Raw genomic sequence first — 12,509 nt, forward strand, 5'->3', positions numbered from 1 at the left:
CACATTTGGTTCAATGCAGAGGCTGCTCGACCGGGCCGCGCAGCCGGCATGTTCGCAGAACAGCCTTCCCTTGGCCCTAGCCTGACGCCCAAAGAAAAAGCCGACCTTGCGGTCGGCTATAGGTTGACGGGCCGAGGGGTTTGGGGGGACTTGGGGTGACCCGTCGCACCCACAATGCCTGAACTCGATGATGGTTCCATGACTTTGCAAATTTATTTCAGGGGCAGATTTTCACATGCAGAGCGCTGCCTGGCCGCTTGCCAGTCGCGCCCGGCATGGGCGAACACCGCGCAGAGCACGATGGCGCCGCCGATCATGCTGGCGGCTGGCGGGATCTCGGCCAGGAACAGGAAGGCGAACAGGATCGCGAACGGTACTTCAGCCGAGCCTAGCAGGCCGGATTCGGCGGCCGGGATGAGCCGCGCACCTTCCGTCCACAGGATAGAGGCCAGCGCGAAGGACATCCCGAAAGCGACGAGCAGAATGGCGTCTCTGGCCGAGACCGCCAACGGGTCGGTGACGAACCAGCCGAGCACGAACAAAAGAAACGCCGATACAGCGCCGGCCCACACCACAGGCGTGTCGCGGAAAGCGCGCACCATGATCATGTAGAGCGCGGCGCCGATCGTCATCAGCAGCGCCAGTCCGTCGCCAAATAGATGGCCGGTGCCGAAGCCGGACCAGACCATGATCGCCACACCGCTGAGCGACACGGCGGCGGCGGCAAGCGTCTGCAGGCGGAAGCGCTCACGGACCAGCATGAAGGCAAGCAGCGCGGTGACGAAGGGCGCGGTGGCGTAGATGATCGCGACATTGGCGACGAAGGTGAACTTGAACGCCGAGATGAAGGCGATGCTGGCGAGCGCGCCCTCGATCGCCAACAGCCAGCCGCGCCAGCCGAGACGCAGGCTTTCACGCCTGGCGGAGCGGCGGTGCCGCCAAAGCACATAGAGCGCGATCAGGATCGAGCCGACGAAGCCACGCCAGCAGGTGATGGTCAGCGGGTCGGCATGGATCGACTTGGTCAACACGCCAGTGAGGCCGAAGACCGCCGCCGACGCCGAAACCAGGATGATGCCCAGGGTGCGCTCGGCGGCGATGTCGGTGGTGCCCGGCATGCTTAGGGATCCCGTCATGTCACCAGAGTACTCTGCCTAGTCCTGACACCGTACTGTCAGCAGCTCAAGCCGTTGCTGCGGTTCGGCACGGAGTGATCATCCGTTTCGCACGGCTTCCGCGGAGCACACCGCGCACATCCCTGTTGACTCGGCCCTTGGGGCAGCCCCGATAGACAGGCGGACAACAGCAATGAGGTGATTCATGAGCTCTCCCGCCCAGTTCCTGAACGCTTCCAAAGCCGCCAGCCGGCTCGGAGTGTCGGCCAAAGCCTTGCGGCTCTATGAGCAGCGTGGCCTCATCGCCCCGATCCGCACCGCTGCAGGATGGCGGGTCTACGGTCCTGTCGAGATGAGTCGCGCCGCCGAGATCGCCGCCCTGCGCGGCCTTGGCTTCAGCCTCGCTCAGGTGGCGCGGGTGTTGGAGGGCGACTCTCGGGGCATGGAGCCGGCCCTGGCCGCGCACCAGGCAGCACTTGAAGGCCGGTTGCGCCAGCTCGTCGGCGCAATAGAGAAGGTCGGTAGCCTGCGGGACGACCTCGCTCGAGGCGAGGCGCCAACGGCCGGTGAACTGGCGCGCCTGATGGCACCAGACGCAGCGCTCAGCGTCTCTTTCGACCTTCCCTGGCCTTGGGGCGGCGAGCGGTTCGAACTGGGACATATCCGACCGCTGAACTACATCATCGGTCCGCTAGGCAGTGGCAAGACCCGGCTGGCGCAGTGCCTGGCCGAGACCCTGCCCAATGCCGCCTTCCTTGGCTTGGACCGACTGGCGGATGGCGGTGCGGCGGCTTTGGCTCGCTTGGACGCCGACCCAGTTCTGCGGTCGCGGGTCGATCGGACGCTGGCCTGGCTCATCGAGGACGGTGCGGTGGTGTCGAACGCGCTGATCGCCCTGCTCGCCGGATTGGAATCCGAGGGTCCGGCCATTTTGGTCGTCGACATGATCGAACGGGGGCTGAACCAGGCCTCCCAAGAGGCCCTGATTGCCCATCTGCGCCGCCGTGGCCCCGGTGGCCGGCCGCTTTTTCTGCTCACACGGTCCTGCGCGATACTGGATCTGGCGGTCGTCGGCATCGACGAAGCGATCATCCTCTGCCCCGCCAATCACAGCCCGCCAATGCATGTCGCCCCATACCCCGGCACCCCCGGCTACGAGGCCGTCGCCACTTGCCTGGCCTCACCCGAGGTGCGGGCTCGGACGGATGGCGTCATCGCGTGGCGGCCCCAGGTCGCATGAAAAGCACCGGGTCTGGCGGCGCGGCAATGTCTTGACCGCTTGTCACTCTGATCCAAATGCTGTTTCTGTCGCGAAATCGAAGTTCAAGCCGCACGGTCCTGTTTCGAATATCTTGCCGGGCGACGAAAGTGACTCGAAAAGGATTGGACATGGACGCGACCGGACTGAAGGCCATGCAGGCACCGCTCAAGGAGGCCTATCGCGACGACGCGTCGAGCGCGCTGGTCACGCTCAGGGCCAGGGGCTCGATCGACGACCAGTCGATCGCCTGCAAGGTTGAGACGGGCAGGGCGCTGGCCGTTGCCGGTCTCCATCCGGCCACCGGCGGTTCCGGGCTCGAACTGTGTTCTGGCGACATGCTGCTGGAGGCGCTGGTCGCTTGCGCCGGCGTAACGCTGAAGGCGGTGGCGACGGCGCTGGAGTTCAAGCTCGGCGCCGCAACGGTGGAGGCCGAAGGCGATCTCGATTTTCGCGGCACCTTAGGTGTGGCAAGGGATGCGCCGGTCGGCTTCCGCGCCATCCGGCTGAATTTCAACCTCGACACCGACGAACCCCAGGAGCGCATCGATTCGCTGCTGAAGCTCACCGAGCGCTATTGCGTGGTGTTCCAGACCCTCAATAATAAGCCGCTTCTGTCGGTGATGGCGCACCGTTGAGGCGGCGCGCCATGCACGTTGCTACTGCGCCGCCGGCTACTCGCTTTCGCCCTCGTCGGCGAAGGGCGAGGCGCTCGGCACGCACTGCACCGTCCAGCCGGCCGGCGTCGGCTGCTTCTGGTATTCGGTAATAGCGGAGGTGCATTGTTCGCGGGTGTCGAACGTGCTGGGCAGCACCACCATGCCGCCCTGCGGGCCGGCGACTACCAGATACCAGACCAACGCTACGCTCGAAGCCGCCATGGGAATTTCCTCAGTTGTTGTGGGAATCAGACAATCCTATCAACCGCGGGCGATCGACGAAAGCGTCCGCCGGACGCGGCCGCGGCATTACAGCCGCGTAATGCCGGGACAGCTCAGTTCACGGCAAAGCAGTAGAAGAGGCCGTCGCCGCCGGTGCTCTTCAGCGCTTCTTGGCTGCAGCCGCCGCGTGAAGCGTGCGAGGAATTCCACGACTTGGCGGCGGCTGAATCGTCGAGGCCCGTGCGGTCGTGATGGCCCGTCATTGCCGCACCTTCTGCTCCACTGAGCGTCCAGTCACCGCAGGTCTGGTCGGCGATTTTCGTGCCGTCGGGCGTGGATCCGGTCAGCACGTCGTGTCGGTTGGGCTTGTCGCCGCGGCCGTTGACCACTTCACCCTTTTCGTCGAGCGCCGTCTGCTTGGTGATGGCATTGGCATCACTATGCAGCGAAGCGACATCATCGGCGATCTTGACCTCCTTGGCGTTGAACCACGGCCCCTTGCCGATGCGGTCGCGCGCGTCCTCCGTGCTGGTCGAGAGATAGGCAGCCCAAGTCTTGCCGGTAACGCCGGCGGCTTCAGCCAGCGAGGCGCAATGCGCATCGGCACCCGCCGGGCCGCCGAGATCGGCGCCCTTGCCCGAACCGACGCTGGTGACGAAGAAGCTCATCGTCGCATCCTGCGACGAGGCGACGCCGATGGCTGCCAGTGATGCAGCGGCGGTGACGAGAAGCAGTTTGCGCATGGTGGTCCTCCGTTTGCGAACATTCCAACAACGTCGGTGGCGGCGCAATTCTTCCGCCAAAATGCGCGGTGCGTCTACTCCGGCTGCCGGTAGGCGACAAAGCGGTTGTGCTTGGCCTGGAAGATCAGGCCGGTTTCCTTGAGCGCAGGGCTGGCCAGTGGCACGATACGTTTGGCGATCTCCGAGGGATGCGGCAGCGTTTCCGGATCCTCGCCGGGCACGGCCTGTGCCCGCATGGCGGTGCGGGTGGCGCCGGGATCGGCGGCGTTGACCCTGAGGGCCAAGTTTTCCGTCTCATGCGCCCAGGAACGCATCATGGTCTCGACCGCCGCCTTAGACGCCGCATAGGGTGCCCAGAAGGCCCGCGCCGAGTGGGCGGCATTGGAGGAAAGCACGATGGCGCGGCCGGCGTCGGAGAGCCTGAGCAGCGGGTCGACCGAGCGGATCAGCCGCCATGTCGAGGTGACGTTGATGGTCATCACCTTTTCGAAGGTCTTGGCCTCGACATGGCCGATCGGCGAGATGACGCCGAGCACGCCCGCATTGGCGACGAGGACATCGAGCTTGCCCCAGCGCTCGTGGATGGCTCCTCCCAGCCGGTCGATGCCGGCCATGTCGGCAAGGTCGAGCGGCACCAGCGTCGCCTGTCCACCGGCCGCCTTGATCTCGTCGTCAAGCTCTTCCAGCCCGCCGACCGTGCGGGCGACGGCGATGACATGGGCGCCGGCCGCGGCAAGTTCCTTGGCGATGAAGTAGCCGATACCGCGCGAGGCGCCGGTGACGACCGCGACGCGGCCGGAAAGGTCGAGGGCAGGGGTCACTGGGCAACTCCGAAGGTTAGCGTTCTACGGCGCCCTCGGGCCTTGCTCTTTGGCCTTGGCGATTGGCGAAAGCGGAGATGAGAGTTCAATCTCCCCCCTTGGGGGGAGATGTCCGGAAGGACAGAGGGGGGTGTGAAGGATCGCCAGCCTTGGAGTTGGTCTGTTCCCAACAAGAGCGGAAAGCGTTCATGCGAATTACGGGCAGGTCGGCGGGACAGCACCCCCCTCTGCCCTGCCGGGCATCTCCCCCGCAAGGGGGGAGATCGGATGTCCTGCCGGTTTCGCCAATCACCGACGGCGCAAAGCGATGCCACGTCGGAAGGCCAAATCGCGATGGATTTTGTGAACCTTCGAAAATCACTGTTGCGGTGTGATCCTAAGAACCGCCCGCTGCCAGTAACGACAGGGTTCGCACATTGTCCGACCCTTCGAAATCGGCAAGCCGGGTCGGATATTGCCCGGTGAAGCAGGCGTCGCAGAATTGCGGCTGCTCATTGTCGCGGCCGGCCTCGCCGACGGCGCGGTAGAGCCCGTCGATACTGAGGAAACCGAGCGAATCGACGCGGATGAACTCGGCCATCTCTTCCACCGACATGCGCGACGCGAGCAGCTTCGACTTCTCCGGCGTGTCGACGCCGTAGAAGCAGGAAGCTCGCGTCGGCGGCGAGGCGATGCGCATGTGCACTTCCCTGGCGCCGGCATCGCGCACCATCTGCACGATCTTCTGGCTGGTGGTGCCGCGCACGATCGAATCGTCGACCAGCACCACGCGCTTGCCCTCGATCATGCGGCGGTTGGCGTTGTGCTTGAGCTTGACACCCATGTGGCGGATCGAATCGCCGGGCTGGATGAAGGTGCGGCCGACATAGTGATTGCGGATGATGCCGAGCTCGAACGGGATGCCCGCGGCTTGCGAAAAGCCGATCGCCGCCGGTGTGCCGCTATCCGGCACCGGCACGACGATATCGGCCTCGACCGGGCTTTCGAGCGCCAGCTCGGCGCCGATGCGCTTGCGCACCTCGTAGACATTGCGGCCTTCGACCGAGGAATCCGGACGCGCGAAATAAACATATTCGAAGATGCAGAAGCGAGTTTTCTGCGGCTCGAAGGGAAACAGGCTCTCGATGCCCTTGGTGGTGACGACGACCATCTCGCCCGGCTTCAGGTCGCGCACGAAGCGCGCGCCGATGATGTCGAGCGCACAGGTTTCGGAAGCCAGGATCCAGGCGCCGTCGAGATCGCCAAGCACCAGCGGGCGGATGCCGAGTGGATCGCGGCAGCCGATCATCTTCTTTGCCGTCATCGCCACCAGCGAGAAGGCACCCTCGACCTGGCGCACCGCATCGATGAAGCGCGAGTTGAGATCGCGCTCCCTGCTGGTGGCGACCAGATGCAGGATCGTCTCGGTGTCGGAGGTCGACGAGAAGATCGCGCCTTGTTTCTGCAGCGCGCGCTGCACGGTCATGGCGTTGGTGAGGTTGCCGTTGTGGGCGACGGCGAAACCGCCTTCGGCGAGCTCGGCGAAGAACGGCTGGATATTGCGCTGGCCGGCGCCGCCTGTGGTGGCGTAGCGCGTGTGGCCGATCGCGCGGTTGCCTTGCAGGCTGTCGATGACGCGTTGCTTGGTGAACGTGTCGCCGATCAGGCCGACATGATGTTCGACATGGAACTGGGTGCCGTCGTAAGAAACAATGCCGGCCGCTTCCTGGCCGCGATGCTGCAATGCATGCAGGCCAAGCGTGACGATCGCTGCGGCGTCCTGCCGGCCAAAAATACCGAACACACCGCATTCGTCATGGAAATGATCGTCGGCCTCGGCGGAAAGCACGTCGTCTGCGTCTGCCATCTTCAGCTCCGCTAAAGTCGCTATATAGTGTGATGACTGCTCGAGAGCAACGTAGAGTTTGCGGCGTTCACACGATCGTCAGTTTGCCGGCGCCGGATTGGCCGGTGCATTCTCGGCCGGCGGCGCCTCGGTCTCGCTGTCGTCGGGCGCCGGAGCCCCGGCGTCGTCGCCGGCTGCCGGTGTGTCCGCGGCCGGAGGTGTCTCGGCGCCGGTCTCGGGTGCCGGCTGATTCGGGTTGAGCCTGTTGAGGATCGCGTTTTCCGGATCCTCGGGCAGCAGGCTTTCGAGCTTTGCGCCGATCGATTCGAGCAGCGGCCGCGACTTGGCGTTGGCGACCCAGCCGGGAGCCTTGGGGCCGGCCAGCCAGTTGAAGAACAGCAAGGCCACCGCGACGACCAGGATGCCGCGGGCCGCGCCATAGAGGAAACCGAGCGTGCGATCGAGCGCGCCGATCCTGGAATCGATGATCCAGTCGGCGAGCTTCATGGTGATGACGGAAACGACGATCAGCGCGATGATGAAGACGATGCCGGCGGCCGCCACCATGGCAACCTTCTCATTGTCGACATAGGGCTGAACATAAGGCAGGACCGGTTTGTAGAAGAAGAACGCCGCCGCCGCCGCCGCTATCCAGGAGATGATGGAGAGGACCTCGCGCGAAAAGCCGCGAACCATGGCGAGCATCGCCGAGACCAAGGTGAAGCCGACGAGTATTCCGTCAAGCAGCGTAATCGGCATGTCTTTTGCCCCACTCCGATCTCTTTTTCACGACTCGGGCGAGCCGCGTCACTCTTGCTCGTCGGCACGGCTGCGCCGTGAGCCGGCTATGCGCGCCACGAGATCGGCAAGCTCGGTGGGCTGGAAAGCGCCGGCCCCTATCCCCCCGGCAAGTTCCTCGCTGCCCAAGGGCAGCACCGCGCTTCCGAAACCCAGCTTTTCGGCTTCCTTCAGGCGCTGCTGCGCATGCGCAACCGGCCTAACGGCGCCCGAAAGGCTGATTTCGCCGAAATAGACGCAATCGGCCGGAAGGGCAAGACCGGTGAGCGAGGAAACCAGCGCGGCCGCCACCGCCAGATCGGCGGCCGGCTCCGAAATGCGGTAGCCGCCGGCAACATTGAGATAGACGTCGTGGGTGCCGAAGCGGACCCCGCAATGGGCTTCAAGGACGGCGAGGATCATCGACAGCCGGGCGCCGTCCCAGCCGACCACGGCGCGGCGGGGCGTGCCCAGCGACGACGGCGCCACCAGCGCCTGGATCTCGACCAGCACCGGTCGGGTGCCTTCCATGCCGGCGAAAACCGCAGCGCCCGGCGATTTCGCATGGCGTTCGCCGAGAAAAAGCTCGGACGGATTGGCGACCTCGCGCAGGCCCATATCAGACATTTCGAAGACGCCGATCTCGTCGGTCGGCCCGAAGCGGTTCTTGACCGTGCGCAGGATGCGGTAATGGTGGCCGCCTTCGCCCTCGAAATAAAGCACGGCGTCGACCATATGCTCGACGACGCGCGGCCCGGCGATCTGGCCTTCCTTGGTGACGTGGCCGACCAGCACGATGGCCGCCCCTGTGGATTTCGCATAGCGGATCATCGCCTGGGCGGCGGCGCGCACCTGGGTCACGGTGCCGGGAGCCGAATCGGCCATGTCGGTCCACAAGGTCTGGATCGAATCCAGAATCACCAGGTCTGGCCGCCTACCGTCGGCGATGGTGGCGAGGATGTCCTCGACATTGGTCTCGGCGGCCAGTTCGACCGGGGTCGAGGCAACGCCGAGCCGTTGAGCGCGCAGCCGGATCTGGGCAACGGCCTCCTCGCCGGAGACATAGACGATGCGGTGGCCTTTTGCCGCGAGCGCGGCGGCGGCCTGGGTCAATAGCGTCGACTTGCCGATGCCGGGATCGCCGCCGACCAGCAGCGCCGAGCCTCGCACGAAGCCGCCGCCGGTGGCGCGGTCAAGCTCGCCGATGCCGGAAACGATGCGCGGCGCGTCCTCGATGTCACCCGACAGGCTGGTCAGCACCACGGCACGGCCCTTCCGAGCATTGCGGGTGTTGGCAGGGCCCGAGCCGATGCCGCCTGCCGTGCCTTCCTCGACCAGCGTATTCCACTCGCCGCAGGCATCGCATTTGCCGGCCCAGCGCTGATGCACCGATCCGCAATTCTGGCAGATGAACTGGATGCGCGACTTAGCCATGGAACCGTGCCCAGTTTTGAACGGAGGCCGACCGCGATTGTTCGCGTTTCCGAGCGTGGTTTGGGGAGCGTGGATGCAATTCAGTGCTTCTTGGCGAGGGCGCGAACGTCGGCAAGCGCCTCATCGAGCATCTTGGGATCGGGTGGCAGCATCTGTGTGTCGTAAATGGAGATCATGCCTTGTGTCTGGCCGGCAAGTTCAGGCATGTCTTTCCGTGTCGTCTCATCAATCCCGTTGACATAAAACAGGAAATGCTGCCCGGCCAGAACGGGTACGCCGCATCCTCCCATAATCAGTGTGGTCGTAGAAATCGCACCATCCGCTTCCGGGCTGCCCTTGAACACCTCAATCGTCTCGTAGTGTACGTTAACCAGTATCCGGCCATCCCCTACATCGGCTGGGAGACCTTCAACCTCTGTCGAGCTAAGTTCGGTGGCTGTGACCAGGCCGTGGAACACCAGGGCAGCCTCCGCAAACGCCCGCTGTGGCGTCCAGCCCGCAGGCATGGAGCACGCGGAAGCGACCCCGGGCAGAAGAGCCGCGCCGAACAGCGCGAGAGTCAAAGAAAGAGAAAGCCTGAAACGCTCGCCCATGCCTACTCAAACCGATCCGGCAGGTGGTGCTCCTCGGCGAGGTCGGAGAAGCGGGTGAACTCGCCCTGGAAGGCGAGGCTGACCGAGCCGGTCGGCCCATGCCGCTGCTTGGCGACGATGACCTCGGCCTTGCCGCGCATCTCGTTCATCTCGTTCTCCCATTTGATATATTCGTCGGTGCCGGGCTTCGGCTCGCGGTTCTTCAGATAATACTCCTCACGGTAGACGAACATCACCACGTCGGCGTCCTGCTCGATCGAGCCCGATTCGCGCAGATCCGAGAGCTGCGGGCGCTTGTCGTCGCGGCTTTCGACCTGACGCGACAGCTGCGACAGCGCGATGATCGGCACGGCAAGCTCCTTGGCCAGTGCCTTCAGGCCGGTGGTGATCTCGGTGATCTCCTGCACGCGGTTTTGCGAGGCCTTGGCGCTCGACCCCTGCATCAGCTGGATATAGTCGATGACGATGACGTCGAGGCCGCGCTGCCGCTTCAGTCGCCGCGCGCGCGCCGAGAGCTGCGCGATCGAGATGCCGCCGGTCTGGTCGATGAAAAGCGGGATCTTCTGCATGGTCTGCGAGCAGGCGACCAGCTTTTCGAAATCCATCTCGCTGATCTCGCCGCGGCGGATTTTTGACGACGGAATTTCGGTCTGCTCGGAAATGATGCGGGTGGCGAGCTGCTCCGACGACATTTCGAGCGAGAAGAAGCCGACGACGCCGCCATTGGCGGCCTTGAACGAGCCGTCGGCCTGCTGCGCCGGCACATAGGCCTCGGCGATGTTGAAGGCCATGTTGGTGGCGAGCGACGTCTTGCCCATGCCGGGGCGGCCGGCGATGATGATCAGGTCGGACGGCTGCAGGCCGCCCATGCGGCGGTCGAGATCGCGCAGGCCGGTGGCGACGCCCGACAAATGCCCGTCGCGCATATAGGCGGCATTGGCCATGTCGACGGCTGTCTTGACCGCATCGGTGAAGCTTTCGAAGCCGCCATCGTAGCGGCCGGTCTCGGCCAGCTCGAACAGGCGCCGTTCGGCATCCTCGATCTGCTCGGACGGCGACATGTCGACCGGCGCATCGTAGGCGATATTGACCATGTCTTCGCCGACGGTGATCAGCGCGCGCCGCGTGGCGAGATCGTAGATGGCGCGGCCATAGTCGGCGGCGTTGACGACGGTGACCGCCTCGACAGCCAATCGCACGATATATTGCGCAACCGTCATGTCGCCGACCTTCTCGTCGGCCGGCAGGAAGGTCTTCAGCGTGATCGGCGTCGCAATCTTGCCCATGCGAATAAGCTCGGCCGAGACCTCATAGATTTTTCTATGCAGCGGCTCGTAGAAATGGCCTGACTTGAGGAAGTCCGAGACGCGGTAGAAGGCATCGTTGTTGACTAGAATGGCGCCAAGCAGCGCCTGCTCAGCCTCGATGTTGTTCGGCGCCTCGCGATAAAGCGGTTGCTCCGCCACGCCGAATTTTCGCGCTGCCTCTGCCATGATATCCCCGATTTCGATCCCGGCTTCTCGATAACAGAACGAGAAAAGGCCGGTGCTGACTTATATGCATCACTCGCGCCCAAACAGCGTTGATGCCCGCTGTTCACAGGAACGGCAAACCGTCCACAGGACAGAATTCCCGTGCCCCGATTCCAGTTGACTCAGCAAGGTCGCGATTCTACGCGATGCATCGAACAAATCAAGAACAAAATCGAAGAGGAGGAAGCTGCACCAGGAATCGATGCGAGATTAGATTGTGTCGCCCCAGTCGAGCCGTCGTGCCAGCCTGAACGCATCGCCATCGCGCTTGGTGAACAGTTTTTCGCCAGCGCTGCCGTCCTTTTGGCAAAGCTTGAGCAGAACCTTGCCTGAACCGGATTTCGGCGGCGCGATCACCCGCGCGGCGCGCGACGAGGCAGCTTGCCGCGAGGCGGCGACATAGATGAATTTCTCGTCCTCCCATGGCACGTCGGCGTCCTTGGCCAGCCGGTGCAGGCGCGAGCGTGCGACACGGCGCGAAAAATGACACCAGTCGGGCGCTGCGAGTGGGCAGGGTGCCTTATGCGGGCAAGGGGCAAGTACATCCGCGCCCGCGTCGATCAGGTGCCGGCGCACGGCAAGGATGCGCTGCCATCCGGCCGGTGTGCCCGGTTCGACGACCAGCAGCGTGTCGTCGGTGAACTGCCAGAGCCGGTCGATGAGCTTTGGCAGCGACGCCGGCGCGATCTCGTCCAGCACATAGGCGCAGGTGACCAGCTCGGCCGGTTTGAGATCGGCAAGATCGATGGTGACATCGCCGGTCAGCCAGGCGATCCTGGCTATCATCGCCTCAGTGGCAAGAGCCTCGCCGACCCTGCGCACCGCTGCACTCGCTTCGAGCAACACCGCCTGCTCGAGGTCGGGCCAGAGATCGAGCGCGGCCCAAAGCACGGTACCAGGGCCGGCGCCGACATCGAGCAGGGTTTTCGGCGCGTAGCCGGGCCGTGCCTCGCTGACCGCATCGAGGCTGGCACGGACGGCGGCATAGGTCGCCGGCAGCCGCGTCGCCAGATAGGCCTTGACCGCCATCTCCTCGGCCATATGCATGCGGCCGTCGCGCAACTCGGCGCGGTAGCGGTCCGACAGCGTTCTTGCTGCTTGCTTCAGCATCGGCAGCGGCACTTTTTCGAGGAGACGCTCGACACCCTGTCGAAGCGGGACAGGCAGTTCCATGCTCACGCTCCCCTAGGCACGAGCAGGATGACCGAGGCGCCAACGATGCAGAGCGCGGCGCCGGCAAGGTCCCAGCGGTCGGGGCGCACGCCTTCCACCAGCCACAGCCATCCGAGCGAGACGCCGATGTAAATGCCGCCATAGGCGGCATACGCGCGGCCCGCCGCATTGATATCGACCAGCGCCAGCAGGAAGCCGAACAGGGCGAGCGAGGTCAGGCCCGGCGCCAGCCACAGCGGCGACTTTTCCAGTCGCCACCATGCCCAGATCGAAAAGCAGCCGGCGATCTCGGCAAGGGCAGCGACGATGTAGATGAGATAGGTCATGAAGAAAGGTCTCGCGGTACGGCGAGACCTT

13 protein-coding genes are annotated in these 12,509 nt (G+C 64.5%); 2 read left to right on the forward strand and 11 right to left on the reverse strand.

Going from position 1 to position 12,509, the window contains the following annotated elements; translation table 11 throughout:
- Nucleotides 1–212: 212 nt before the first annotated feature.
- Nucleotides 213–1,118 (reverse strand): DMT family transporter, encoded by a 906-nt coding sequence (locus tag EJ066_RS19010; protein WP_126040577.1) that lies wholly within the window; start codon nucleotides 1,116–1,118, stop codon nucleotides 213–215.
- A gap of 202 nt (nucleotides 1,119–1,320) precedes the next feature.
- Here EJ066_RS19010 and EJ066_RS19015 point away from each other — a divergent pair, with 202 nt between their 5' ends.
- Nucleotides 1,321–2,355 carry a MerR family transcriptional regulator gene (locus EJ066_RS19015; RefSeq protein WP_126040579.1) on the forward strand — a complete coding sequence of 345 codons (1,035 nt, stop codon included), beginning with the start codon at nucleotides 1,321–1,323 and terminating at the stop codon, nucleotides 2,353–2,355.
- A gap of 149 nt (nucleotides 2,356–2,504) precedes the next feature.
- Nucleotides 2,505–3,011 carry an OsmC family protein gene (locus tag EJ066_RS19020; RefSeq protein WP_126040582.1) on the forward strand — a complete coding sequence of 169 codons (507 nt, stop codon included), beginning with the start codon at nucleotides 2,505–2,507 and terminating at the stop codon, nucleotides 3,009–3,011.
- Nucleotides 3,012–3,047: 36 nt separating this feature from the next.
- Here EJ066_RS19020 and EJ066_RS19025 read toward each other — a convergent pair whose 3' ends face one another.
- The 10 genes from EJ066_RS19025 to EJ066_RS19070 form a co-directional block, all read right to left on the reverse strand.
- The gene (locus EJ066_RS19025; RefSeq protein WP_126040584.1) at nucleotides 3,048–3,254 is read right to left on the reverse strand and encodes a hypothetical protein; all 207 of its coding nucleotides are present in this window, start codon (nucleotides 3,252–3,254) and stop codon (nucleotides 3,048–3,050) included.
- 113 nt (nucleotides 3,255–3,367) lie between these two features.
- Nucleotides 3,368–3,997 (reverse strand): hypothetical protein, encoded by a 630-nt coding sequence (locus EJ066_RS19030; RefSeq protein WP_126040586.1) that lies wholly within the window; start codon nucleotides 3,995–3,997, stop codon nucleotides 3,368–3,370.
- Nucleotides 3,998–4,071: 74 nt separating this feature from the next.
- Complete coding sequence (locus tag EJ066_RS19035) at nucleotides 4,072–4,818, reverse strand: SDR family NAD(P)-dependent oxidoreductase (protein WP_126040588.1); 747 nt, start codon at nucleotides 4,816–4,818, stop codon at nucleotides 4,072–4,074.
- Between the two features lie 376 nt (nucleotides 4,819–5,194).
- Nucleotides 5,195–6,664, reverse strand: coding sequence for an amidophosphoribosyltransferase (gene purF / locus EJ066_RS19040; protein ID WP_126040590.1), 1,470 nt, complete (start codon nucleotides 6,662–6,664; stop codon nucleotides 5,195–5,197).
- A 78-nt stretch (nucleotides 6,665–6,742) separates the two neighbouring features.
- Nucleotides 6,743–7,402 carry a CvpA family protein gene (locus EJ066_RS19045; RefSeq protein ID WP_126040592.1) on the reverse strand — a complete coding sequence of 220 codons (660 nt, stop codon included), beginning with the start codon at nucleotides 7,400–7,402 and terminating at the stop codon, nucleotides 6,743–6,745.
- Between the two features lie 48 nt (nucleotides 7,403–7,450).
- Nucleotides 7,451–8,854 (reverse strand): DNA repair protein RadA, encoded by a 1,404-nt coding sequence (radA, locus tag EJ066_RS19050; RefSeq protein WP_126040594.1) that lies wholly within the window; start codon nucleotides 8,852–8,854, stop codon nucleotides 7,451–7,453.
- Between the two features lie 80 nt (nucleotides 8,855–8,934).
- On the reverse strand, nucleotides 8,935–9,447 hold the full coding sequence (locus EJ066_RS19055) for a hypothetical protein (RefSeq protein ID WP_126040597.1): 513 nt from the start codon (nucleotides 9,445–9,447) through the stop codon (nucleotides 8,935–8,937).
- A gap of 2 nt (nucleotides 9,448–9,449) precedes the next feature.
- Nucleotides 9,450–10,940, reverse strand: coding sequence for a replicative DNA helicase (locus EJ066_RS19060; protein WP_126040599.1), 1,491 nt, complete (start codon nucleotides 10,938–10,940; stop codon nucleotides 9,450–9,452).
- Between the two features lie 249 nt (nucleotides 10,941–11,189).
- Nucleotides 11,190–12,152, reverse strand: a complete 963-nt coding sequence (locus EJ066_RS19065; RefSeq protein ID WP_126040601.1) for a small ribosomal subunit Rsm22 family protein — start codon at nucleotides 12,150–12,152, stop codon at nucleotides 11,190–11,192.
- A 2-nt stretch (nucleotides 12,153–12,154) separates the two neighbouring features.
- Entirely contained in the window at nucleotides 12,155–12,478 is a 324-nt protein-coding gene (locus EJ066_RS19070; RefSeq protein WP_126040603.1) for a YnfA family protein, read from the reverse strand.
- Nucleotides 12,479–12,509: the final 31 nt, after the last annotated feature.

Source organism: Mesorhizobium sp. M9A.F.Ca.ET.002.03.1.2, assembly GCF_003952365.1.
GTDB lineage: Bacteria > Pseudomonadota > Alphaproteobacteria > Rhizobiales > Rhizobiaceae > Mesorhizobium.